Consider the following 21,551-nt stretch of genomic DNA (forward strand, 5'->3'; position numbering starts at 1 on the left):
TAGCGGGGCCGACGTCGGCAGGCTTCTACGGTTTGACCGAGCGGTAGTAGCGCCGGGCGCCTTCGTGCAGGGTCAGAGGGTCGGTGTAGATCGCCGTGCGCACGTCGACCAGCTGCGCGGAGTGGACGTGGGCGCCGATGCCGTCGCGGCTCTTGATCACCGTGCGGGTCAGCCATTCGGTGAGCCGGGGGTCCATGTCCTTGCGGGTGATCAGCAGGTTGGAGACGGCGATCGTCGGCACCGTGTCGCCGTTCTGGATGGTCGGGTAGGCCGACTCCGGCATGTTGGTCGCACGGTAGAAGTGGGCCACGTCGCCCTGGGCGTGCACCTTGGCGACGAGGTCGGCTTTGATGGGAACGAATCGGAACGAGGACGTCTCGGCGATCTTCTCCAGCCCGTCCGTCGGCACCCCGCTCGACCAGAAGAACGCGTCGAGCTCGTGTCCCAGTCGCGCGGGCCCGGTGTCGATGCCGTCCGACCGGGGCGTGATGTCCTTCTCCGGGTCGATGCCGGCGGCTTCCAGCACGCGGGTGGCGATCAGCCGGACACCGGAGTTCGGCAGCCCTATGGCCACCCGCTTGCCCTTCAGGTCCGCGACGGAGCGAATGTCGGAGTCCGGCGGGACGACGAGCTGGACGTAGTCGTCGTACAGGCGGGCGACGCCGCGCAGCCGGTCGGTGACAGGCTTGCCGCCGATCTTGAACGTGTCCACCGCGTCGGCGGCGGCGATGGTGAAGTCGGCCTGCCCGGTCGCCACGCGCTCGACGTTCTCCTGCGAGCCGTCACTCGTCAGCAGCCGCACCTTCAGCTGCGGCATGTCCTTGGCGAGCTCCTTGCGCAGCAGTGCACCGTACTCCTGATAGACGCCCGCGCGCGTGCCCGTACTGAAGGTGATCGTCCCGCTCGGCGGCTCCTCACCCAGGGGCAGCAGCCACCACAGCAGCAGCCCCAGGGCGACGAGCCCGGCGGCCGCGCCCTGCAGGGCCCGGCGCCTGCTGATGCGGGTGAGTGCCTTGGACATGGCCGAGATCCTGCCAGCCGGTACGCGGTGCTGACCAGGGTAGGGGTCACAGAGGAGAGGGCGGCCGCCTGAGCTGGACGCGCCCGCGGCCCAGCCCTGGAGCGGCTCCGCGGTCCAGCCCTGGACACCCCGGCAATCCGGGCCTGGAGCGGGTTCCGGCAATCCGGGCCTGAACGCCCCAGCAAGCCGGGCCTGGACGGCTCCACGATCCGGCCCTGGACACCTCGGCCCCAAGGACTGTCGTACCCGGCCGCTAAAGTCGGCGCATGAGTTCCTCGCCCGCCGACCTGGTCCGTGAATTCCACCTCGCCTTCGGGCTCGACGCCCGCAGTACACCGACCGAGGTGTCCCCCGAACTGGCCGCGCACCGTGGGGAACTGCTCGCCGAGGAGGCCGCGGAGGTCGCCGAGGTCTGCGTCAACGGCCCGCTCGACCGGCTCGCGCACGAGCTGGCGGACCTCGTCTACGTCGCGTACGGCACGGCCCTGGTCCACGGGATCGACCTCGACGCCGTACTGGCCGAGATCCACCGCTCCAACATGAGCAAGCTGGGCCCCGACGGCCAGGTCGCCCGCCGAGCCGACGGCAAGGTGCTCAAGGGGGAGCACTACCGGGCACCGGACGTGTCGGCAGTGCTGCGCCGTCAGGGGTGGGTGACCGGCGGGGCGTAGGACTCTTGCCGGTAGGCCGGCCCGTCCCCGGGCCCTGCGCGGGTGGAGGCGGACCGGTGGCCTCGACCTGGGCCGGGCGCAGCAGCAGGTCGCCGAGCCGGTAGCCGGGGCGCAGGATCTCCGTGCAGGTCAGGCGGTCGGCGTCGGGGGAGGTGTGATGCGTCAAGGCCTCGTGGCACGTGGGGTCGAACGGGTCGCCCTCCTCGCCGAACGACGTGACCCCCAGCGAGCCGAGCTGGGCCCGCAGGGTGTCGGTGATGTCCTTCAGGCCCGGTGTCATCGGCTCGTGCGCGCAGGCGCGGTCGACCGCGTCCAGCACGGGCAGGAGGGCGCGGACGACGTTGGCCACCGCGATCTCCCGTACGGCCATGCGGTCCCGCCGCACCCGCTTGCGGTAGTTGTCGTACTCGGCCTTCACCCGCTGCAGGTCGCCCGTGCGCTCCTCCAACAGACGCCGTAGCTCGGTGGCGTCCGTGTCCTGCAGCCGTCCCTTCCCCATCGTCACCTCCGTGGTCAGCCCGTCCGCGGCTTGTCGTCGTCCACGATCTCGGCGTCCACCACGTCCTCATCGGTGGAGGTGCTCTCCTGGCCGGCCGCACCGCCGGGGGCGGAGGGCTGGGCCTGTGCGTACATGGCCTGGCCCAGCTTCTGGCTGACCGAGGCGAGCTTGTCGATACCGGTGCGCAGGGCCGCGGCGTCGGCCTGCTCCTTGAGCTTGTCCTTGAGCTCGGCGACGGCCGACTCGACCTCGGACCTGGTGTCCGCGGGCACCTTGTCCTCGTTGTCCTTGAGGAACTTCTCGGTCTGGTACACGAGTTGCTCGGCCTGGTTACGGGCCTCGGCCGTCTCCCGGCGCCTGCGGTCCTCCTCGGCGTGCTGCTCGGCCTCGCGGACCATGCGGTCGATGTCGTCCTTGGGAAGCGCCGAGCCACCGGTCACGGTCATCTTCTGTTCCTTGCCGGTGCCGAGGTCCTTCGCCGAGACGTGCATGATTCCGTTGGCGTCGATGTCGAAGGCGACCTCGATCTGCGGCACGCCACGCGGGGCGGGCGCGATGCCGGACAGCTCGAACATGCCGAGCTTCTTGTTGTACGCGGCGATCTCGCGCTCGCCCTGGTAGACCTGCACGGTCACCGACGGCTGGTTGTCCTCGGCGGTGGTGAAGATCTCCGAACGCCGGGTCGGGATCGTCGTGTTGCGCTCGATGAGCTTGGTCATGATGCCGCCCTTGGTCTCGATGCCGAGGGACAGCGGGGTGACGTCCAGCAGCAGGACGTCCTTGACCTCGCCCTTGAGGACACCGGCCTGCAGCGAGGCGCCGACGGCGACGACCTCGTCGGGGTTGACGCCCTTGTGCGGGTCCTTGCCCGTGAGCTCGCGCACCAGCTCGGTCACCGCGGGCATCCGGGTCGAACCGCCCACCAGGATCACATGGTCGATGTCCGACACCTTGATTCCGGCGTCCTTGATCGCGTTGTGGAAGGGCCCCTTGCAGCGCTCCAGCAGATCGGCGGTCAGCTGCTGGAACTGGGCGCGGGTCAGCTTCTCGTCGAGGTGCAGCGCGCCTTCGGCCGAGGCGGTGATGTACGGCAGGTTGATCGTCGTCTCCGTCGAGGACGACAGCTCGATCTTGGCCTTCTCGGCGGCCTCGCGCAGCCGCTGCACGGCCATCTTGTCCTTGCTCAGGTCGACGCCGTAGCCGTTCTTGAACTGCTTGACCAGGTGGTCCACGACCCGCTGGTCCCAGTCGTCACCGCCGAGATGCGTGTCGCCGTTGGTGGCCTTCACCTCGATGACGCCCTCGCCCATCTCCAGGAGCGAGACGTCGAAGGTGCCGCCGCCGAGGTCGAAGACGAGGACGGTCTGGTCGTTCTCCTTGTCCAGCCCGTACGCCAGCGCCGCGGCGGTCGGCTCGTTGATGATCCGCAGGACGTTCAGCCCCGCGATCTCACCGGCCTCCTTGGTGGCCTGCCGCTGGCTGTCGTCGAAGTAGGCGGGCACGGTGATCACGGCGTCGGTGACGTCCTCGCCGAGGTACGCCTCCGCGTCCCGCTTCAGCTTCTGCAGCACGCGCGCGGAGATCTCCTGCGCCGTGTACCGCTTGCCGTCGATGTCGCCCGTCGCCGGGAAGCGCCAGGCGTGGTCGCCCATGTGCCGCTTGACCGAGCGCGCGGTGCGCTCGATGTTCGTCACGGCCTGCCGCTTGGCGACCTCGCCGACCAGCACTTCGCCGTTCTTGGCGAAGGCCACGACCGACGGTGTGGTCCGGGCACCTTCCGTGTTGGTGATGACGGTGGGCTCGCCGCCTTCGAGGACCGAGACCACCGAGTTCGTCGTACCGAGGTCGATTCCGACCGGGCGCGCCATCTGCGTTCTCCCTCCTCATCGCATCCAGACCCGAGGACGTCACCGCATCCAGGCCCGAGGACGTCACCGCATCCCGTCGCCGGGAGCACCGCTCCTCACCGAGTGCGGCCCGTTCCGGGCGGGCTCTCGCGGGTCAGCGGGTCCGCTCCCAGCGGACCGGCCCCACCCGCAGCGCAGCGGTACGCCGCCCCGGTCCGCCGATGCGCAGCACCACGGCGGCCGTGACCCCTGTGACGCGGCGGGGACGGACGGGAACCGGGACGGGGGCCAGGACGGGGGCCGGCGCCGGGACGGCGGGGGTGCGCCGGTGGTCGTAGGCCGCACGCGCGACGGGATCGCGGAGCACCTCGTAGGCGGCCATCACCTCGGCGAAGCGCCGCGCCGTCCCGGCGTCCACCCGGATGTCGGGACGCAGCTCACGGACCCGGCGGCGGAAGGCCGCGGTGATCCCCGCAGCCGATGCCGACGGCTCCGCCCGCAGTACGGCGTACAGGTCCGGCGCGGAGCCGGTGGCGGCCCGAGCCTGCATCGTCCACACCTCCTCGCACCCCCTCCGGGCTGCGGGTTTGTGCCAACCTGCCTACTGATCTGAATAAAACTTGAGTGCCCTATTGTCAAGCCCGAGAGTGGCGAGGTATACGAAATGGTGCGAAGGAACTCCGGACTCCCGGAGCCCGGAGACGCGGATGCCGCCAGGCGGCTCCCACCAGGCGAAAGGAGTTGAACGATGGTCCTCATCCGTACGGACCCCTTCAGGGAACTCGACCGGCTCGCCGAGCAGGCGTTCGGCACCCTCGCCCGGCCGTCCGCCATGCCGCTCGACGCGTATCAGAGCGGGGACGAGTTCGTCGTCCACTTCGACCTGCCCGGCGTCGACCCGGACGGTGTGGATCTCAGCGTGGAGCGCAATGTCCTCACCGTGCGCGCCGAACGCACCGGCCCGCACGTCAAGGCCGACGACGTCCTCGTCGCCGAACGGCCGCACGGCGTCTTCAGCCGTCAGCTCTTCCTGGGTGAGTCGCTCGACCTGGAGAAGATCAGCGCCGACTACGACGTCGGCGTGCTGACGCTGCGCATCCCGGTGGCCGCGGAGGCCAAGCCGCGTCGTATCGAGATCAGCAGCGGGGAGAGCGGGTCGAAGCAGATCACGACCTGAGCGAGCGGGGGCCGCGGCGTACCGCGATCATCGGGGTGCGCCGCGGCCGCCACCGTACGCGGCGGTACTCACTCCTCGGGGGCGCCGTCGGCCACCCGATAGGTCTTGGTCCAGGTGGCGCCGCAGCGGCAGCGGGAGAACTCGACCAGTTCCCCGTCGTCGCTCACCCGGACACCGTCCCCGATGCGCACGTGAACGTGCTCGCCCATCACTCATCTCCCTGCGACCGGTGGAAGGCCTCATTCAGTGGAAAGCCCCCATTCAACGGGGGTGGCCGAATAGGGGCAAAAGGGTGATCGCATAGTGAGACGGACGGGGTGACATGGCGCGGATCCTCGTGCAGGACGACGACCTGGTGCTGGTCCTTTCGTGGCGCGAGAATGCGGCCGTACGCCGCGGAAGTGTGCGTGTGCCGCTGGCGGCCGTGCGTCGGGTGACCGTGGAACCCGACTGGTGGCGTGCTCTGCGGGGAGTGGCCCTGCACGGTGTCTGGGTTCCCGGCGTGCTGTGCCTCGGCACGCGGGGCCACCCCGGCGGACAGGACTTCGTGGCCGTGCGGCCCGGCAGTCCCGTAGTCTGCGTCGAGCTGCGGCCCCCGGCTCCCTTCAGGCTCCTGGCCGTCTCGGTGCGGCACGACGCGGAGGCCACGGCGGAACGGCTGCGGCGTATCGCACCGCACCTCGACACCTCCACCCCTTTCCGGCAGCCCCTCCCTGTCGCCGAGGAGGCGCAGGCCTCGTGAAGAGCCCCCGTGGGACAGCACCGGCTACGCCCCGCTCGGACACTCCCCGTTCCGCTTCGACGGGCGATCTTCGCGTGGGTCCCCCAGGATGGTGGCGGTTGCCCGGTCAGGGGGCCGCTCGAGGGCAGCCGTTCCCGTGTGCGGCTGACTGCTGCCGCCTTGTGCGCGGTGGACCGCCGCCCCCTTCCTCACCCAGGAGCCCCTCATGGCAGTGATGACGGAGGAACTCGTACCGGCGTTGGAGGACGCCCAGCAGGCTCATACCGCGGTCCTCGACCGGCTCCGCACGGATGCGACGGTCACGCCACCCGGCCCGCACCGGCAGTTTCTCGAACGCCAGGCCGCGGAGGTCGAAATCGGCCTCCAGCGCATCCAGCGCCAGAAGCGGGCCCTGCGCCCCCGTGGCGTGCTGGGAACCGCGGTCGGTGTGACGCGTTCCGTTTCGTGGGGCGCGGTGCGCACGGTGATGCTGCCGCTCACGATCGGATCGCGGGCCGTCAAGGGCATGCTGCCCGGCTCGGGCCCGGCCGATCCACGACAGCTGATGAGGAACGCGGAGGACGAGTACGCGGCGGCCGCGCGGGCGCTGGCGGCGTGCCGGGCCGGGGAGGTCCTCGCCGAGCAGGTGGACGACCAGTCCACCGCCGACCTGCTCGGCTCGCTGCGCCGCCAGGACGAGGAACTGCTGCAGGAACTGGAGTACAGCCTCGCCGAACACGCCCGCGCCGTGGCGACGGCCGGCAACGGCCAGAGCCCGCGTGAAGGCGCGAACCCCGGTCTGGCCGACACCGCGGCCCAGGCGATGTGGACCGCCATCGACCGCGCACGCGACGTCGCCCAGCGTGGCGTCCGGAAGGCCCGGGGTGTGGTCGGGGGCGGGCCGTGGGAGATGCCCGAGCCCGGCCCCATGGCCGAGGAGATCCTGGGAGCGGTCAGAAGGGAGGAGGATCTGCCGATTCCCGACTACAGCCTGCTCAGCGCGCATCAGATCGAGAGGCGGCTGCGCACCCTGTCCCAGCTGGATCTGACGGTGGTCGAGGGCTATGAGCGCGCACACGACCGCCGGAAGAGGGTCCTGGACGCCATCGAGCAGTTGCGCGCGGCCGAGCCGTGGACCGGCTACGACGCCATGGCCACGGACGAGATCTCCGCAAGCCTGCAGGACGCACCCTCCGACGTGGCCCGCCAGGTGCTGGAGTACGAACGACGCCACCGGCAACGCCAGGAGGTCATGACCACCGCCGAGGCACACGCCTGAACGACCGCATCCGGATGTGGCGTGGCCGGGCGGCCTCGGCCGTGCTGGACCTTGGCCTCCGCATGGCCTCGCTGGACCTTGGCCTCGGCCTCGCTGGACCTTGACGGTCAGCAGCCCGTCGCTCGGCGTCGCGTCGACGCCTTCGGCGTTGATCTCGCCGGGCAGCAGAGCGCGGTCCCGACGGCGGACGCACCCCTGACATCGCCTGGGCGCCTCTGTCCGGTCCTCATCGCCCGTCGGCGCGTCCGAGCCCCTCCTGTGGCTCCTTCTCGGAGCCGGTGGCGTGCAGGATCGTGCGAGCGACCAGCTCGGGTGCGTCCAGCATCGGAATGTGGCCGCAGTAGGGCAGCGGCACCAGGCGGGCGTTAGGGATCGCTGCCAGGGCCCGGTCCGCCTGGCGAGGCGGCAGAAGCCGGTCGCGGGTACCCCAGGCGATCGTCACCGGCACGTCGGGGATGTCGCCGGTGAACAGACCTGGTGCGCGCCCGGCTTCCAGGGTGGCCTCGAACGCCGCCGAGTCCCGTAGCGTCCGCAGCGCCGCAGCCACGGCCGCCGGCGGGCACAGCTCCGGTCGGCCGTACAGGGTGCCGGTCAGAACGGCGCGGGCGGGCGCGGTGCGCACGAGCGCCTCCAGCGCCGAGTACGGCAGCAGCCGTACCCCCTGCCGGGCCGCGCTCACCATGGCGAAGGTGTAGCGCCGCTCCATGCCGGTCCAGAAACCGGCCGGAGCCAGCGCGGTCACGCTGCGCGCCAGCCCGGCCTGCCCCAGGCGCAGCGCGATCAGCCCGCCCAGCGAGTGGCCCACCACATGCGGCCGCTGAACGCCGAGCTCCGCGAACACCGAACCCAGCCACAGCACGGCCGTGTCCAGGTCGCGTGGGACACCGGGATCCAGGTCCGGAGACTGGCCGAACCCCGGCAGGTCCATCGCGATGATCTCCCGCTCCTCGGTCAGCAGCGGCAGGACCGGATCCCAGACCAGCCGGTGAGAGCCGAGCCCGTGCAGCAGGACCACGGGTTCGCCGGCCCCCTGCCGCTCGTACGCCACCGTGACGGGCCCCAGGTCCGCGGCCTGCCCCTGCACGAACCAAGCCGCCCGCGGCCCGACGACCACGTGTCCGCACGCACCGTCGGCTCCCGCCGCCGACGGCCGCAACAGCGGCGGTCCGCCGGGCAGGAGGCCCCACAGACCTGCTGCGACCCGGCCGACGCGACCACCGCCGCGGCCGGCCGCTGAAACGAGCGCCGACATCCAGGCCATCGCTGACCACCTCACACGCCCGTGACTCACTCCGTCACAGGACGAAGCTCAAGTAACTCTCATCACGGGAACAAAGCGCTGATCCTTCACATTCCTGACGGACGATCGGAGAAACCCTCGTCCGCCCCCTCGTCCGCCCCGCTCGTAGGTTGAGGCCTTGGTGGATGCCACGGGGCGACACTCGGCCTGTGGACAGCTGACCAGCTGCGATGCGTTCGGGGCCGCGCAGGTGAACCGCCCCAGGGTGGGCGAGGCGAGGCAGCGCCACCCAACGTCGGGGCCCGGCTCGCAGCGGCAGCGAACACGTACAGCCGGAGGGTGATCTGGTTGGAGCCGCGCAATGGACCAGGCCTGGGAGGCCGGTGTTGAGGCCGGCGCGGCTGGAGGAGAGGGACGCGGAGCTTGAGGCTGCCCGGGCGGCCAACCGCGAGCTGACCCGGGCCGTGGATCAGAAGGGAGCCGTGCACCGGCCCTGAACCAGAAGGGAGCCGTGCACCGCCAAGGCCTGGCCACCTGGGTCGCCCGGCTTCCAGTCGCGGTAGCACTCGGCCGCGCAAGGCGCGCTACGGCGGGCGCCTCCCGCCTCGACCGCCGTCCCGAGACACCCCGACCCGGCCGCGACCGATCTTGCGCAAGCCCAGCGGCAGTAATTACTTGGCTAGCCACACGTTTGCTGTTACGGTGATTATGTGGCCAGCCACCTAAATGGGTGGTGGCGCGAGAGGAGTCGTCATGAAAGCCATCCTGTTCGACCGTTTCGGAGGCACGGAAGTGCTGCGCGAGGCGGACATCGAGGTCCCGCAGCCCGGTCCCGGGCAGGTCCGCGTCCGCGTCAAGGCGGCGGGGCTGAACGCGCTGGACGGCAAGATCCGCTCCGGGGCACTGGAGGCGCTGTTCCCCACGCCGTTCCCCTCCGTCCCCGGTGGCGAGCTCGCCGGCGTGGTGGACGACCTCGGTGAGGGCGTGCGGGACGTGCAGGTGGGCGACGAGGTCCTGGGCTGGTCGGACACCGGCTCGTACGCCGAGTTCGCGCTGGCCACCGTCGTGGCCCCCAAGCCCGCCGGCCTCGACTGGCAGTACGCGGCCGCGCTGCCGGTGGCGGGGGAGACGTCCGAGCGGGTCCTGAACCTTCTCGGCGTCGCCGCCGGGGAGACCGTGCTGATGCACGGCGCGGCAGGAGCGGTCGGAACCCTGGCGGTCCAGCTCGCCACGGCCCGCGGAGCGCGTGTCATCGCCACCGCCGGCCCCGCCAACCAGGACTACCTCGCCTCGCTCGGCGCCACCGCGACCCTCTACGGCGAGGGCCTGGTCGAGCGGGTCCGGGCGCTCGCCCCCGACGGCGTGGACGCGGTGTTCGACCTGGCCGGGAAGGGAGCCCTCGAGGACTCCATCACGCTGCGGGGCGGCACCGAGCGCATCGTCACCATCGCCGACTTCCGCGCGCACCAGCTCGGCATCACCTTCGCCAACGGCCCCCAGGAACGCTCGGCCGCCCGCTTGGCCGCCCTGGCGCAGGACGCCGCGAACGGCAAGATCGTCACCACCGTCACCGCCTACCCGCTCGCCCAGGCCGCCACGGCCCAGCAGGTCAGCGACGCCGGGCATGTCCGGGGCAAGCTCGTCCTCACCCTCGACTGATCACGCCCGCCACTCCATCCGCCACGCCCTCCCGCCTTCCCCATGACCACCTGTTCATCACCGCACCGAAGGACCACTCATGCTGAACTCCCTGTGGACACCGACCACCGTCGGTGACATCTCCCTCCCGCACCGCCTGGTCATGGCCCCCATGACCCGTGACCGCTCCACCCCTGAAGGCGTCCCGACCGAGCTGAACGCCGAGTACTACGCCCAGCGGGCCTCGCACGCGCTCATCATCACCGAGGGAACCCAGCCCTCCGCCGACGGCCAGGGCTACCTCCTCACCCCCGGCATCCACAATGACGAGCAGATCGCCGGGTGGCGCAAGGTCACCGACGCCGTGCACGCGGCCGACGGCCGGATCGTCATCCAGCTGATGCACACCGGACGCATCGCCCACCCCGACAACACCCCCCACGGGCGCCGGCCGGTCGCCCCTTCGGCGATCCGGCCGCAGGGCGCGATGTTCACCGCGTCCGGGCCCCAGGAGATGCCGACACCCCGTGCTCTGTCGACGCAGGAGGTCGCGGCGACCGTCGACGACTTCCGCCGCGCCGCAGCGGCAGCCGTCGCGGCAGGCGCCGACGGCGTGGAGATCCACGGCGCCAACGGCTACCTGGTGCACCAGTTCTTGTCCGACAACACCAACCAGCGCACCGACCGCTACGGCGGTTCCCTCGGCAACCGCATCCGCTTCGCCGTCGAGGTCGCCGCTGCCGTGGCCGACGAGATCGGCGCCGACCGCACCGGCCTGCGCATCTCCCCCGGCAACCCCTACAACGACATCGCAGAGTCCGACACCGCCGAGCTGTATCCGGCGCTCATACGCGCCCTCAGCCCGCTCGGCCTCGCCTACCTCCACGTCCTCCACGCGGGCGACGAGGAGCTGCTGGGCACCCTGCGCGCGCTGTGGCCGACCACGCTGATCCTCAACCGGGCCGGCACCGACCTGCCCACCCGCGCCAAGGACATCGACCGCGGCACGGCCGACCTCGTCTCCGTCGGCGCCCTCGCGCTCGCCAACCCGGACCTGGTCGAGCGGCTACGCTCTGACGCGCCGCTGAACACCCCCGACCCGGCGACCTTCTACGGCGGCGGAGTGGCCGGCTACACCGACTACCCCACCTACACCGTCTGAGGAACCGAACCATGCCCGCCCCCACACCCCGCATCCCCAGCACGGCCGGCGAGGGGCCGATGAGCTACGCGATCTTCCAGCTCGCCCGCGCCCACCGCGCCCGCGCCGCCGCCATGCTCCGCGAGATGGACCTGCATCCCGGACAGGAACTGCTGCTGATGCAACTCCTGGACCGGGACGGCCAGACCCAGTCCGAGCTGCTCGAAAGCGTGGGCCTGGACCACTCCACCGTCTCCAAGTCCCTGCGCCGCATGCAGGACGCCGGCCTGCTCATCCGCGAGCCGGCCGAACACGACCGGCGTGTCATGGTCGTCCACCTCACCGACAAGGGCCGTGCCATGCGCGAACCCCTGGCGGCCATGTGGCGGGCCCTGGAGGAGACCTCCGCGAGGAACCTGTCGGCGCAGCAGGCAGAGTCCTTCGTCCGCACCGCCTACGCCATCGCCGACGCGATCAACAGCCGCGCTCTTCCGCGGGAAGAGTCCGAGTAACTTCCCTCGGCTTGCACCCCGGCTTCGGCCTGGAGTGCGAACCGTTTCCGGCGTTCCTGCGAAGTGGCCTGCGCCGCAGCGCACTCAGCTGCACGACGGCCCGTGCTGAACGGAGTCAGGCGCCCCGACTGTCGGAAGAAGCCCGGTGAGCCGAGCCGACGGATGTGGCGGAACCCGCCCGCTGCCCCCCTGACCTCAGGGAGAACGGGGTGAGCGCGGCCCCAGCGTCCGGGGCAAGCGCGAGCTGTCCCGGTGCAAGCAGGACGGAACTCACTCGAGGGCAGGGCAAACACCCCCGAGGGGCCGGCGAGCCCTTCCCCGTGGCCGGCCGCACATCGAGGACTGCCGCACCACCCGCGTCCGGGTCACCTTCGACCCCCGCAAGCTCCCCCAGGCCGGCGGTGACCCGCGCCGCGGATCCGCCCATCACAGTCCGGCCCCCTGAGCGACCCGGGCCGACGGCGCCCCCACATCCGCGGCCACCACCGCCCCGCCCCCCAATCCCCCCACTGACCTGATGGAAGTGAGACCCCCATGACCACCACCCTCCCCGTCCTGGTCGTCGGCGCGACCGGCTCCCTCGGCGGCAAGGTCGTCGACGAACTCCTCGAGCGCGGTAAGAACGTCCGCGCCCTGGTCCGGCCGACCACCGACGCGAGCAGGCTCGAAAGCCGGGGTGTCGAGATCGCCCGCGGCGACATGCTCGACCTCGACTCGCTCCTCGCCGCCATGAACGGCGCCGATGTCGTCATCACTACCGCTGCCGGTTACACCCGCGGCGGCAAGAACGCGCACGACATCGACACCGTCGGCAACGCCGACCTCGCCGAGGCCGCCCATCGCACCGGCATCCGGAGGTTCGTCCTGACCAGCATCCTCACCAGCGACCAGACGCCCCATGTCCCGCACTTCTGGTACAAGAAGATCGCCGAGGACAAGCTCGAACAACTCGGCGTCCCGTTCGTCGCACTGCGGCCGGGGGCCTTCCTCGACCAGATCGCGAGCGCGGCGGGCAACCCGATCGACAAGGGCCGCCTGATGTGGATCGGCAAGACCACCGTCCCGCTGACCTTCGTCCACACCTCCGACCTCGCGGCGTACCTGGCGGCCGCCGTAGACGCCGAGGCCGACGACGGTGAGCGCATCGACATCGGCTGGGACCGTCCGGTCAGCATGCGCGAGGTGGCCGACCTGATGGGCAACCGGGCCGGAAAGAAGATCAAGGTGTGGGCCGTCCCTTCCGCCGTCGCCCGCGCCGCAGGAACCGTCGCCGGCCGCTTCATGCCCCTGGTCAAGGACATGACCGCGATGTTCGGCTGGTTCGACAGCGGCCGCTACGTCGCCGACCCCCGCCGCCAGGAGCAACTCTTCGGCCCAGTCCCCGCGGCCGAGGACGCCCTCGACCGGTACACCGACGAGCTGGCCACGGCGCAGCACCGGTGACGGGCACGCATGCCGGTCCCGCCGTCCGGATAAAGGGGGTTCCCGTGACCGCCTACCCTTGAGCCATGACCAGCAGCAGCGACCGGAGCCCGGCAGTGGACGTTCGATCATCTAAGACCTATGAAATTCGCACCTACGGGTGCCAGATGAACGTCCACGATTCCGAGCGATTGTCGGGGCTGCTCGAAGAGGCGGGTTACGTACGCGCGCCCGCGGGCTCGGACGGCGACGCGGACGTCGTCGTCTTCAACACCTGCGCGGTCCGTGAGAACGCCGACAACAAGCTGTACGGCAACCTCGGCCACCTCGCCCCGATGAAGGCCAAGCGGCCCGGCATGCAGATCGCGGTCGGGGGCTGTCTGGCCCAGAAGGACCGCGACACCATCGTGAAGCGGGCCCCCTGGGTGGACGTCGTCTTCGGTACGCACAACATCGGCAAGCTCCCGGTGCTGCTGGAACGCGCGCGCGTGCAGGAGGAGGCGCAGGTCGAGATCGCCGAGTCGCTGGAGGCGTTCCCGTCGACGCTGCCGACTCGGCGCGAGAGCGCGTACGCGGCCTGGGTGTCGATCTCCGTCGGCTGCAACAACACCTGCACCTTCTGCATCGTCCCGGCGCTGCGCGGCAAGGAGAAGGACCGCCGCCCCGGCGACATCCTCGCCGAGGTCGAGGCCCTGGTCGCCGAGGGCGTCTCCGAGATCACGCTGCTGGGTCAGAACGTCAACGCGTATGGCTCCGACATCGGCGACCGTGAGGCGTTCAGCAAGCTGCTGCGGGCCTGCGGCAAGATCGACGGCCTGGAGCGCGTCCGCTTCACCTCCCCGCACCCGCGCGACTTCACCGACGACGTCATCGCCGCCATGGCCGAGACGCCGAACGTGATGCCGCAGCTGCACATGCCGCTGCAGTCCGGCTCGGACACGGTCCTGAAGGCGATGCGCCGCTCCTACCGCCAGGAGCGCTACCTCGGGATCATCGAGAAGGTCCGCGCCGCCATCCCGCACGCCGCGATCACCACCGACATCATCGTGGGCTTCCCCGGCGAGACCGAGGAGGACTTCGAGCAGACGCTGCACGTCGTGCGCGAGGCACGCTTCGCCCAGGCGTTCACCTTCCAGTACTCCAAGCGCCCCGGCACCCCGGCGGCCACCATGGAGAACCAGATCCCCAAGCAGGTCGTGCAGGCGCGCTACGAGCGTCTTGTCGCCCTCCAGGAGGAGATCTCCTGGGAGGAGAACAAGAAGCAGGTCGGCCGCAAGCTGGAGCTGATGGTCGCCGAGGGCGAGGGCCGCAAGGACGGCACCACCCACCGCCTGTCCGGCCGCGCCCCCGACAACCGCCTGGTCCACTTCACCAAGCCGGAGCAGGAGGTCCGCCCCGGCGACGTGGTAACCGTCGAGATCACGTACGCCGCCCCGCACCACCTCCTCGCCGAGGGCCCCGTCCTCGACGTGCGCCCCACGCGCGCGGGCGACGCCTGGGAGAAGCGCAACGCCGCCGAGGCCGCCAAGCCGGCGGGCGTGATGCTGGGCCTGCCGAAGATCGGGGTGCCGGAGCCGCTGCCGGTGGTCACCGGCGGCTGCGCCGTCGACTGACCGGGCCGCCCGGACCACGACGGCCGCCGTGTCGGGCGGGGGACGAAGTCGGGCGGGGGAGACGCATCCCGGGTGACCTCGGAGCGTCGCAGTAGGCTGCCGATCATGCTTGTCGCCGCCGCAGTCTGCCCCTGCCCGCCGCTCCTCGTGCCCGAGCTCGCCGCGGGCGCCGCACCCGAGCTGGACGCCGCGCGTGCCGCCTGCACGGACGCGCTCGGCGTACTCGCGGCCGCCCGCCCGGACCTGCTCGTGGTCGTGGGACCCGGCGAGGGGAGCGGGCACGCGGCGTATCCGCAAGGGACGCGGAGTACCTTCCGCGGCTTCGGCGTGGACATCGACGTACGGCTGGGCCGGGCCGAGGGCGACGCGGACGCCCCGGCGCTGACGGAACGCCGGCTTCCGTCCTCGCTGGCCGTGGCCGCTTGGCTGCTGGAGCGGACCGGGTGGTCGGATGCCCCGATCGAGGGACTCGGCGTGGGGGAACCTCTGACGGCCGAGCGGTGTACCGATATCGGAAGGGACATCGCCGCCCGGGCCGAGCGGGTGACGCTGCTGGTGATGGGCGACGCCAGTGCCTGCCGCACGCTCAAGGCCCCCGGCTACCTCGACGAGCGGGCGGCGCCCTTCGACGCGTCCGTCGCGCGTGCGCTGGGCAAGGCGGACGTGTCGGCGCTGAAGGGGCTGGACATCGAGCTCGCCCGCGAGCTGAAGGCCTCGGGCAGAGTCCCCTGGCAGGTCCTTGCGGGCGCAGCCGAGGGGGCGGGCCTCTCGGGCACCTTGCTGTACGACGAGGCGCCGTACGGGGTGGGGTACCTGGTCGCGACCTGGTCGTAGGGCGGGCGGCGGTCCAGCCCACCCGAAAACGACGGACGGCCGGGAGCCGTCAAGCTCCGCGGCCGTCCGTCGATATGCCGTTCAGGTGGTCGGCGGTGGCGCGTCCGGCGGCCGCGTGCTCGTGCCGGTCGCCGTGTCGTCGCCCTTGTGCGCGAGTCGGTCCATGGCCCCCTTGGCCTTGCCCGTACCCGACTGGATCTTGTTGCTGTACTTGCCCTTGGTCTTCTCGTCGACGACCCTCGCGGCCCTGTCGATGCCGTGCTGGACCTTGTCCTCGTGCCGCTGCGCGAAGTCGGAGACCTTGTCCTTGGCCGGGGCGAGTTTGGCTTTCAAATTGTCCATCAGACCCATGCTTCACCTTCCCGCGCGGGGCAGTTACGTGCGGGCGCCCTCGCCGGCCTCACTGTCGGCCACCTCGTCGGCGGACTGCTGCTTGGGGATCTCGACGCCGTCGTCGGTGTCGGCCTCGACGGACTCCGCTGCCGTCGGCTGTGCCGCCGACCCGTCCGCCTCCTCGGCCTTCGCCTCGGCCGTCTCCTTCGCCTCCGCAGCCTCGTCCGCCGCGGGTTCGGCCGTTGGTGTGTCGGCCGGCGCCGCGGCGGTTGACGTCTCCTCCGTAGCCTTCGACCTCCGGAGAAGCCGTGCAAAAACGCCCATATCCACTCCATACGTTACTCGTGCGGGCGAAATCCCGCGTCGTCCGGTGCGTCCGTTTGCGCCGCCCGGTCGCCGCCTCCGCGAAACCGGCGGCGAGAACCTCGCAACTGGCAACGACCCCGCGCGCGTGCCGTCACGTAACTCGTTCGAGTCCACCCCATGAGGTTTGCGAGACTGGGTCGGTGAGCAGTGCACCCCCCGCCCCCCGCGTCATCGCCGTCGTCGGACCCACCGCGGCCGGAAAGTCCGATCTGGGCGTTTTCCTGGCCCGGCAGCTCGGCGGCGAGGTCGTCAACGCCGACTCCATGCAGCTCTACCGAGGGATGGACATCGGCACCGCCAAGCTGACGCCCGAGGAACGCGCCGGCATCCCGCACCACCTGCTGGACATCTGGGACGTGACGGTCACGGCGTCGGTCGCCGAGTACCAGCGACTCGCGCGGGAGCGGATCGACGCACTGCTCGCCGAGGGGCGCTGGCCGATTCTCGTCGGCGGCTCGGGTCTGTACGTCCGCGGCGCCGTCGACAACCTCGAGTTCCCCGGCACCGACCCCGAGGTCAGGGCCCGGCTGGAGGAGGAGCTCGCGCTGCGCGGCTCCGGGGCGCTGCACGCCCGCCTGGCCGCCGCCGACCCCGAGGCCGCGCAGGCGATCCTGCCCAGCAACGGGCGCCGTATCGTCCGGGCTCTCGAAGTGATCGAGATCACCGGGCAGCCTTTCACCGCCAACCTCCCCGGCCACGACTCGGTGTACGACACGATCCAGATCGGCGTCGACGTGGCACGCCCGGAGCTCGACGAGCGCATCGCGCGCCGGGTCGACCGGATGTGGGACGCCGGACTCGTGGACGAGGTGCGCGCGCTGGAGGCGCAGGGGTTGCGCGAGGGGCGTACGGCCTCGCGCGCGCTCGGCTATCAGCAGGTGCTCGCGGCGCTCGCGGGGGAGTGCACCCTCGAAGAGGCGCGGGCCGAGACCGTACGTGCCACCAAGCGCTTCGCGCGCCGCCAGGATTCATGGTTCAGGCGCGATCCACGGGTGCACTGGCTCAGTGGGGCTGCGGCGGATCTCACAGAACTTCCGCAGCTGGCATTGGCGTTGGTCGAACGACCGGTTACAGCCTGATCACGTGATGGCATCGGGACGCTCCGGCCGCCATCCGGGCCTCCGGCGCCATGCCATCATCGAGCTTCGATCGACCAAGTGGAGTCCGAGTTGGGAGGGCGCGTGGCGATGGAGGCCGGCCCTCGCGACACCGCACAAGGCACCGAGAACGTCACCACCGACGGGGGCGAACGGGAACAGGACGGCGGCCGTCCGATCCCCGACGGGCTCGACGAGACGGAGGGCGGCGTCACCGACGACGGCCCCGAGCCCGAGGAGATGTACGCGAGCGGCCCGGAGGTCGAGGTCGAGCTGCGCCCGCAGCGCCGACTGCGCATCTGGCAGCTCGCACCCATCGTGTCCCTGGCCGCGGTCGGCTCCCTGATGTTCGCCTTCCCGCTGGCCTTCGACTTCGGCGACAGCGGGGCCGTGATCGCCATGCTGGGACTGCTGATCTGCTCCTGCGCGGCCGGCTGGGGCATGATGGCCGCCCGCCGGGTGGGCTACACCTGGCCCGGACTGCCGCAGCGCGGCTCCGGGCGCCGGCCGGACTGGCGCGTGGTGCTGGCATACGTCCTTGTCGTCGCCGCGGTGGTCGTGCTCGCCGTGTGGCGCGTGGCCCGGCTGCGCTGACCTGCACGCGCGCGTGGGCCGTCGTAGCGCCTACACGCGGAGGGGTTGTCGTACCGACGCCGTACGATCGAGGAATGAGCACGCGGATCGCCTTCCTCAAGGGTCACGGCACCGAGAACGACTTCGTGATCGTCCCGGACCCGGAGAACGCCATCGACCTGCCCCCGGCCGCCGTCGCCGCCCTGTGCGACCGCCGCGCGGGCATCGGCGGTGACGGACTGCTGCACGTGGTCAGGTCCGCGGCGCACTCCGAGGCCAAGGACATGGCGACCGAGGCCGAGTGGTTCATGGACTACCGCAACGGCGACGGCTCCGTCGCGGAGATGTGCGGCAACGGCGTGCGCGTGTTCGCGCGCTACCTCCAGCGCGCCGGACACGTCACCGAGGGCGACCTCGCCGTCGCCACGCGCGGGGGCGTGAAGACGGTGCACATCGCCAAGGACGGTGACGTCACGGTCGGTATGGGCAGGGCGCGGCTCCCCGAGGGGGACGTCACGGTCAGCGTCGGCGAGCGCAGCTGGCCCGCGCGCAACGTGAACATGGGCAACCCGCATGCCGTCGCCTTCGTGGGCGACCTCGCGCACGCCGGCGACCTGTACTCCCCGCCGCCGTTCAGCCCGGCCTCGGCCTACCCGGACGGGGTCAACGTCGAGTTCGTGGTCGACCGGGGCCCCCGGCATGTCGCGCTGCGTGTGCACGAGCGCGGTTCCGGCGAGACCCGGTCGTGCGGCACGGGCGCGTGCGCCGTCGCCGTGGCCGCCGCGCGGCGGGACGGGGCCGACCCGGCGGTCACCGGCGCCCCCGTGACGTACACCGTCGACGTGCCCGGCGGCACCCTGGTGATCACCGAGCGGCCCGACGGCGAGATCGAGATGACCGGCCCCGCGGTGATCGTGGCCGAGGGTGAGATCGACGCGGAGTGGCTGGAAACGCTCGGTCGCTGAGCGGTTCCGTGACTTGGTATCAGAGCTGTGGACGGGTCACGGCCTGAGAGCCGGGCCGTGGGCTCCACGGACATGCTTCGGAATCGCGAACTCCGGTTCGGTGTATGGCGCGAAACCGTAAACCCGTAAACCCTCGCTCGAATGGGTGATCCGTTTCACGCTCGGCGAGAGGCGGTCAGCCGCACGTGATGGGCTCGGTAGCATCAAGCACCGGCCCGGACGGGGGAGAAGTCGCCATCCCCTGAGCCGTGTCCGCCATGGGGCACCCCGTCCGCCGGTCCACGCAGCCGGAGGTGCCCATGAGTGCGGAGGCCACGAACCCCGCGACGCCAGGCCCGGTAGCAGGCCCTGCGACGCCTGCCGTGCCCCGCAGGAAGGCCCGCGCCCGGCTCGATCTGCGCCGCCTCGGCCGGGCCGCGCTGCTCGGCCCCGCATCCCGCGACCGGCTGCCCGACGCGATCAGCCATGTCGTGGACGCCCACCGCGCCCACCATCCCGACGCCGACCTCGAACCGCTGCGCCGCGCCTATGTGCTGGCCGAGTCCTCGCACCGCGGCCAGATGCGCAAGAGCGGCGAGCCGTACATCACGCACCCGCTCGCCGTGACGCTCATCCTCGCCGAACTCGGCGCCGAGACCACGACCTTGACGGCCTCTCTGCTGCACGACACCGTCGAGGACACCGACGTGACACTCGATCAGGTCCGCGAGCAGTTCGGCGAGGAGGTGCGCTTCCTGGTCGACGGTGTGACGAAGCTGGAGAAGGTCGACTACGGCGCCGCGGCCGAGCCCGAGACCTTCCGCAAGATGCTCGTCGCCACCGGCAACGACGTCCGCGTGATGTCGATCAAACTCGCCGACCGGCTGCACAACATGCGCACCCTCGGCGTGATGCGCCCCGAGAAGCAGGCCCGCATCGCCAAGGTGACCCGCGACGTCCTCATCCCGCTCGCCGAACGGCTCGGCGTCCAGGCACTCAAGACCGAACTGGAAGACCTGGTCTTCGCGATCCTGCACCCCGACGAGTACGAGTACACACGCGAGTTGATCGTCGACAACGCCTCCCGCGCGGACGACCCGCTCGCCGAGATGGCCGACGAGATGCGCACGGTCCTGCGCGAGGCCGGCATCCAGGCCGAAGTCCTCATCCGGCCACGCCACTTCGTCTCCGTGCACCGGGTGGCCCGCAAACGGGGGCGGCTGCGCGGCGCCGACTTCGGACGGCTGCTGGTGCTCGTGAACGAGGACGCGGACTGTTACGGCGTCCTGGGTGAACTGCACACCTGTATGACGCCCGTCGTCTCGGAGTTCAAGGACTTCATCGCCGTCCCCAAGTTCAACCTGTACCAGTCGCTGCACACCGCCGTCGCCCGGGCGGACGGTCAGGTCGCCGAAGTCCTCATCCGCACCCACCAGATGCACAAGGTCGCCGAGGCCGGCGTCGTCGCGCTCGGCAATCCCTACGCTCCTCCTTCGGAGGAGCAGGCCGCTTCGAGCGACGGCGAGCGCGCGGACCCCACGCGCCCCGGCTGGCTGTCCCGCCTCCTCGACTGGCAGGAGGGCGCACCCGACCCGGACACCTTCTGGTCGACCCTGCGCGAGGACCTCGCCCAGGACCGAGAGATCACCGTCTTCCGGCCCGACGGCGGCACCCTGGGCCTGCCCGAGGGCGCGACCTGTGTGGACGCCGCGTACGCGCAGTACGGCGAGGACGCGCACGCGTGCATCGGCGCCCGCGTCAACGGTCGCCTGGCGACGCTCAGCACGGTTCTGCGGGACGGCGACACCGTCCAGCTCCTCATGGGCCAGGACCCGGCCTCGGAGCCGTCCAGGGAGTGGCTGGAGCACGCCCACACAGCCGCCGCCCGGATCGCCATCCAGCGGTGGCTGGCCGCCCATCCGCCGCGGGGTGACGCTTCCGGAGACGAGGAGCCCGGGGCGGTGGCTGTCCCACCCGCAGCGGACGGATCAGCGAACCAGGAGGCTGCCTGGGAGGAGCCGCCCGCCCGCCCGGCTGCCGAGGGGCCGGAATTCCGCCCGGCCGCCGCGCCGGCCGGTCGCTCCACGACCGCCAGCGTCGTCGTCGACCGGCCCGGCGCGACCGTACGCCTCGCCGGCTGCTGTACGCCCGTACCGCCCGACGAGGTCACCGGATTCTCCGTGCGCGGAGGAGTGGTGACCGTCCATCGCGTCGAGTGCGCCGCGGTGGCGCGGATGAAGAACGCGGGGCGCGCGGAGGTCGGCGTGCGCTGGGGTGACACCACCGAGTGCCGGGTCACGCTGGTCGCCGAATCGTTCGTTCGCCCGCATCTGCTGGCGGACCTCACGGAGGCGATGGCCCTGGAGGGCGCGGAAATCGTCTCGGCGACGGTCGAGCCCCCGACCCAGCAGCGCGTCCGCCACACCTACACGGTCCAACTCCCGGACGCGGCGCAGCTCCCGGGGCTGATGCGGGCCATGCGGAACGTGGCGGGCGTGTACGACGTGCGGAGGGCACAGCCGCAGGCGCAGGGGGCGTGAGGGCGCGGGCTCGCGCCGGGCGGATTGGTGCGGGGCTGGGGGTGTCGGTGCGGAGCCGGGTGCATGCGGGGGAGCACCGGTGC

General features: G+C 71.3%; 22 protein-coding genes. 14 read left to right on the top strand and 8 right to left on the bottom strand.

Features of this window, described 5'->3' with window-relative positions:
• Nucleotides 1-25: 25 nt before the first annotated feature.
• Nucleotides 26-1,021, bottom strand: coding sequence for a TAXI family TRAP transporter solute-binding subunit (locus ACQEV2_RS31490; RefSeq protein ID WP_433048942.1), 996 nt, complete (start codon nucleotides 1,019-1,021; stop codon nucleotides 26-28).
• 266 nt (nucleotides 1,022-1,287) lie between these two features.
• On the opposite strand from ACQEV2_RS31490, the gene ACQEV2_RS31495 reads away from it, so the two are divergent.
• Complete coding sequence (locus ACQEV2_RS31495; RefSeq protein WP_433048944.1) at nucleotides 1,288-1,692, top strand: MazG nucleotide pyrophosphohydrolase domain-containing protein; 405 nt, start codon at nucleotides 1,288-1,290, stop codon at nucleotides 1,690-1,692.
• On the opposite strand, the gene grpE is transcribed toward ACQEV2_RS31495, so the two are convergent.
• The 3 genes from grpE to ACQEV2_RS31510 all read right to left on the bottom strand — a co-directional run bounded on the left by grpE (nucleotide 1,616) and on the right by ACQEV2_RS31510 (nucleotide 4,588).
• A complete protein-coding gene (gene grpE, locus ACQEV2_RS31500; RefSeq protein WP_433048947.1) occupies nucleotides 1,616-2,191 on the bottom strand; it encodes a nucleotide exchange factor GrpE in 576 nt (191 codons plus the stop codon). The two genes, ACQEV2_RS31495 and grpE, sit on opposite strands and share 77 nt — an antisense overlap.
• A 14-nt stretch (nucleotides 2,192-2,205) precedes the next feature.
• The gene (gene dnaK / locus ACQEV2_RS31505; RefSeq protein WP_433048950.1) at nucleotides 2,206-4,059 is read right to left on the bottom strand and encodes a molecular chaperone DnaK; all 1,854 of its coding nucleotides are present in this window, start codon (nucleotides 4,057-4,059) and stop codon (nucleotides 2,206-2,208) included.
• Nucleotides 4,060-4,192: 133 nt separating this feature from the next.
• Nucleotides 4,193-4,588, bottom strand: a complete 396-nt coding sequence (locus ACQEV2_RS31510) for a J domain-containing protein (protein WP_433048953.1) — start codon at nucleotides 4,586-4,588, stop codon at nucleotides 4,193-4,195.
• A gap of 198 nt (nucleotides 4,589-4,786) precedes the next feature.
• On the opposite strand from ACQEV2_RS31510, the gene ACQEV2_RS31515 reads away from it, so the two are divergent.
• Nucleotides 4,787-5,215 carry an Hsp20/alpha crystallin family protein gene (locus tag ACQEV2_RS31515; RefSeq protein WP_433048956.1) on the top strand — a complete coding sequence of 143 codons (429 nt, stop codon included), beginning with the start codon at nucleotides 4,787-4,789 and terminating at the stop codon, nucleotides 5,213-5,215.
• A 68-nt stretch (nucleotides 5,216-5,283) separates the two neighbouring features.
• Here ACQEV2_RS31515 and ACQEV2_RS31520 read toward each other — a convergent pair whose 3' ends face one another.
• A complete protein-coding gene (locus ACQEV2_RS31520; RefSeq protein WP_433048959.1) occupies nucleotides 5,284-5,424 on the bottom strand; it encodes a hypothetical protein in 141 nt (46 codons plus the stop codon).
• A 113-nt stretch (nucleotides 5,425-5,537) separates the two neighbouring features.
• On the opposite strand from ACQEV2_RS31520, the gene ACQEV2_RS31525 reads away from it, so the two are divergent.
• A complete protein-coding gene (locus ACQEV2_RS31525) occupies nucleotides 5,538-5,957 on the top strand; it encodes a hypothetical protein (RefSeq protein WP_433048962.1) in 420 nt (139 codons plus the stop codon).
• Between the two features lie 205 nt (nucleotides 5,958-6,162).
• Nucleotides 6,163-7,215 (top strand): hypothetical protein, encoded by a 1,053-nt coding sequence (locus tag ACQEV2_RS31530; protein WP_433048965.1) that lies wholly within the window; start codon nucleotides 6,163-6,165, stop codon nucleotides 7,213-7,215.
• A 226-nt stretch (nucleotides 7,216-7,441) separates the two neighbouring features.
• On the opposite strand, the gene ACQEV2_RS31535 is transcribed toward ACQEV2_RS31530, so the two are convergent.
• Nucleotides 7,442-8,476, bottom strand: a complete 1,035-nt coding sequence (locus tag ACQEV2_RS31535) for an alpha/beta fold hydrolase (RefSeq protein ID WP_433048968.1) — start codon at nucleotides 8,474-8,476, stop codon at nucleotides 7,442-7,444.
• Between the two features lie 732 nt (nucleotides 8,477-9,208).
• Between ACQEV2_RS31535 and ACQEV2_RS31540 the strand changes: the two genes are divergently transcribed.
• The 6 genes from ACQEV2_RS31540 to ACQEV2_RS31565 all read left to right on the top strand — a co-directional run bounded on the left by ACQEV2_RS31540 (nucleotide 9,209) and on the right by ACQEV2_RS31565 (nucleotide 15,615).
• Nucleotides 9,209-10,114 (top strand): NADP-dependent oxidoreductase, encoded by a 906-nt coding sequence (locus ACQEV2_RS31540; protein ID WP_433048971.1) that lies wholly within the window; start codon nucleotides 9,209-9,211, stop codon nucleotides 10,112-10,114.
• A gap of 79 nt (nucleotides 10,115-10,193) precedes the next feature.
• Nucleotides 10,194-11,255 (top strand): alkene reductase, encoded by a 1,062-nt coding sequence (locus ACQEV2_RS31545; RefSeq protein WP_433048974.1) that lies wholly within the window; start codon nucleotides 10,194-10,196, stop codon nucleotides 11,253-11,255.
• An 11-nt stretch (nucleotides 11,256-11,266) separates the two neighbouring features.
• Nucleotides 11,267-11,746, top strand: a complete 480-nt coding sequence (locus tag ACQEV2_RS31550) for a MarR family winged helix-turn-helix transcriptional regulator (protein ID WP_433048977.1) — start codon at nucleotides 11,267-11,269, stop codon at nucleotides 11,744-11,746.
• A gap of 534 nt (nucleotides 11,747-12,280) precedes the next feature.
• Nucleotides 12,281-13,189, top strand: coding sequence for an SDR family oxidoreductase (locus tag ACQEV2_RS31555; RefSeq protein ID WP_433048980.1), 909 nt, complete (start codon nucleotides 12,281-12,283; stop codon nucleotides 13,187-13,189).
• Nucleotides 13,190-13,254: 65 nt separating this feature from the next.
• Nucleotides 13,255-14,781, top strand: a complete 1,527-nt coding sequence (miaB, locus tag ACQEV2_RS31560) for a tRNA (N6-isopentenyl adenosine(37)-C2)-methylthiotransferase MiaB (RefSeq protein WP_433048983.1) — start codon at nucleotides 13,255-13,257, stop codon at nucleotides 14,779-14,781.
• A gap of 105 nt (nucleotides 14,782-14,886) precedes the next feature.
• Nucleotides 14,887-15,615 carry a class III extradiol dioxygenase subunit B-like domain-containing protein gene (locus ACQEV2_RS31565; RefSeq protein ID WP_433048986.1) on the top strand — a complete coding sequence of 243 codons (729 nt, stop codon included), beginning with the start codon at nucleotides 14,887-14,889 and terminating at the stop codon, nucleotides 15,613-15,615.
• Between the two features lie 81 nt (nucleotides 15,616-15,696).
• Here the strand turns inward: ACQEV2_RS31565 and ACQEV2_RS31570 are convergent, their stop codons facing one another.
• Together ACQEV2_RS31570 and ACQEV2_RS31575 are read right to left on the bottom strand one after the other, a co-directional pair.
• Nucleotides 15,697-15,966 carry an antitoxin gene (locus tag ACQEV2_RS31570; RefSeq protein WP_433048989.1) on the bottom strand — a complete coding sequence of 90 codons (270 nt, stop codon included), beginning with the start codon at nucleotides 15,964-15,966 and terminating at the stop codon, nucleotides 15,697-15,699.
• 24 nt (nucleotides 15,967-15,990) lie between these two features.
• Nucleotides 15,991-16,272 carry a hypothetical protein gene (locus ACQEV2_RS31575; protein ID WP_433048991.1) on the bottom strand — a complete coding sequence of 94 codons (282 nt, stop codon included), beginning with the start codon at nucleotides 16,270-16,272 and terminating at the stop codon, nucleotides 15,991-15,993.
• Between the two features lie 182 nt (nucleotides 16,273-16,454).
• Between ACQEV2_RS31575 and miaA the strand changes: the two genes are divergently transcribed.
• The 4 genes from miaA to ACQEV2_RS31595 all read left to right on the top strand — a co-directional run bounded on the left by miaA (nucleotide 16,455) and on the right by ACQEV2_RS31595 (nucleotide 21,468).
• Nucleotides 16,455-17,393, top strand: a complete 939-nt coding sequence (gene miaA, locus ACQEV2_RS31580; protein ID WP_433048994.1) for a tRNA (adenosine(37)-N6)-dimethylallyltransferase MiaA — start codon at nucleotides 16,455-16,457, stop codon at nucleotides 17,391-17,393.
• 108 nt (nucleotides 17,394-17,501) lie between these two features.
• Nucleotides 17,502-18,005, top strand: coding sequence for a hypothetical protein (locus ACQEV2_RS31585; protein ID WP_433054913.1), 504 nt, complete (start codon nucleotides 17,502-17,504; stop codon nucleotides 18,003-18,005).
• Between the two features lie 74 nt (nucleotides 18,006-18,079).
• On the top strand, nucleotides 18,080-18,949 hold the full coding sequence (dapF, locus tag ACQEV2_RS31590) for a diaminopimelate epimerase (RefSeq protein WP_433048997.1): 870 nt from the start codon (nucleotides 18,080-18,082) through the stop codon (nucleotides 18,947-18,949).
• A gap of 299 nt (nucleotides 18,950-19,248) precedes the next feature.
• The gene (locus ACQEV2_RS31595; protein ID WP_433049000.1) at nucleotides 19,249-21,468 is read left to right on the top strand and encodes a RelA/SpoT family protein; all 2,220 of its coding nucleotides are present in this window, start codon (nucleotides 19,249-19,251) and stop codon (nucleotides 21,466-21,468) included.
• The last annotated feature ends 83 nt before the right edge of the window (nucleotides 21,469-21,551 follow it).

Source organism: Streptomyces sp. CA-251387 (assembly GCF_050936625.1).
GTDB lineage: Bacteria > Actinomycetota > Actinomycetes > Streptomycetales > Streptomycetaceae > Streptomyces.

What these genes read in the sequence shown, in the direction of transcription:
- ACQEV2_RS31490 (WP_433048942.1), bottom strand. Translation starts at nt 1,021, where the DNA reads ATGTCCAAGGCACTCACCCGCATCAGCAGGCGCCGGGCCCTGCAGGGC.
- ACQEV2_RS31495 (WP_433048944.1), top strand. Translation starts at nt 1,288, where the DNA reads ATGAGTTCCTCGCCCGCCGACCTGGTCCGTGAATTCCACCTCGCCTTC.
- grpE (WP_433048947.1), bottom strand. Translation starts at nt 2,191, where the DNA reads ATGGGGAAGGGACGGCTGCAGGACACGGACGCCACCGAGCTACGGCGT.
- dnaK (WP_433048950.1), bottom strand. Translation starts at nt 4,059, where the DNA reads ATGGCGCGCCCGGTCGGAATCGACCTCGGTACGACGAACTCGGTGGTC.
- ACQEV2_RS31510 (WP_433048953.1), bottom strand. Translation starts at nt 4,588, where the DNA reads ATGCAGGCTCGGGCCGCCACCGGCTCCGCGCCGGACCTGTACGCCGTA.
- ACQEV2_RS31515 (WP_433048956.1), top strand. Translation starts at nt 4,787, where the DNA reads ATGGTCCTCATCCGTACGGACCCCTTCAGGGAACTCGACCGGCTCGCC.
- ACQEV2_RS31520 (WP_433048959.1), bottom strand. Translation starts at nt 5,424, where the DNA reads ATGGGCGAGCACGTTCACGTGCGCATCGGGGACGGTGTCCGGGTGAGC.
- ACQEV2_RS31525 (WP_433048962.1), top strand. Translation starts at nt 5,538, where the DNA reads ATGGCGCGGATCCTCGTGCAGGACGACGACCTGGTGCTGGTCCTTTCG.
- ACQEV2_RS31530 (WP_433048965.1), top strand. Translation starts at nt 6,163, where the DNA reads ATGGCAGTGATGACGGAGGAACTCGTACCGGCGTTGGAGGACGCCCAG.
- ACQEV2_RS31535 (WP_433048968.1), bottom strand. Translation starts at nt 8,476, where the DNA reads ATGGCCTGGATGTCGGCGCTCGTTTCAGCGGCCGGCCGCGGCGGTGGT.
- ACQEV2_RS31540 (WP_433048971.1), top strand. Translation starts at nt 9,209, where the DNA reads ATGAAAGCCATCCTGTTCGACCGTTTCGGAGGCACGGAAGTGCTGCGC.
- ACQEV2_RS31545 (WP_433048974.1), top strand. Translation starts at nt 10,194, where the DNA reads ATGCTGAACTCCCTGTGGACACCGACCACCGTCGGTGACATCTCCCTC.
- ACQEV2_RS31550 (WP_433048977.1), top strand. Translation starts at nt 11,267, where the DNA reads ATGCCCGCCCCCACACCCCGCATCCCCAGCACGGCCGGCGAGGGGCCG.
- ACQEV2_RS31555 (WP_433048980.1), top strand. Translation starts at nt 12,281, where the DNA reads ATGACCACCACCCTCCCCGTCCTGGTCGTCGGCGCGACCGGCTCCCTC.
- miaB (WP_433048983.1), top strand. Translation starts at nt 13,255, where the DNA reads ATGACCAGCAGCAGCGACCGGAGCCCGGCAGTGGACGTTCGATCATCT.
- ACQEV2_RS31565 (WP_433048986.1), top strand. Translation starts at nt 14,887, where the DNA reads ATGCTTGTCGCCGCCGCAGTCTGCCCCTGCCCGCCGCTCCTCGTGCCC.
- ACQEV2_RS31570 (WP_433048989.1), bottom strand. Translation starts at nt 15,966, where the DNA reads ATGGGTCTGATGGACAATTTGAAAGCCAAACTCGCCCCGGCCAAGGAC.
- ACQEV2_RS31575 (WP_433048991.1), bottom strand. Translation starts at nt 16,272, where the DNA reads ATGGGCGTTTTTGCACGGCTTCTCCGGAGGTCGAAGGCTACGGAGGAG.
- ACQEV2_RS31585 (WP_433054913.1), top strand. Translation starts at nt 17,502, where the DNA reads ATGGAGGCCGGCCCTCGCGACACCGCACAAGGCACCGAGAACGTCACC.
- dapF (WP_433048997.1), top strand. Translation starts at nt 18,080, where the DNA reads ATGAGCACGCGGATCGCCTTCCTCAAGGGTCACGGCACCGAGAACGAC.
- ACQEV2_RS31595 (WP_433049000.1), top strand. Translation starts at nt 19,249, where the DNA reads ATGAGTGCGGAGGCCACGAACCCCGCGACGCCAGGCCCGGTAGCAGGC.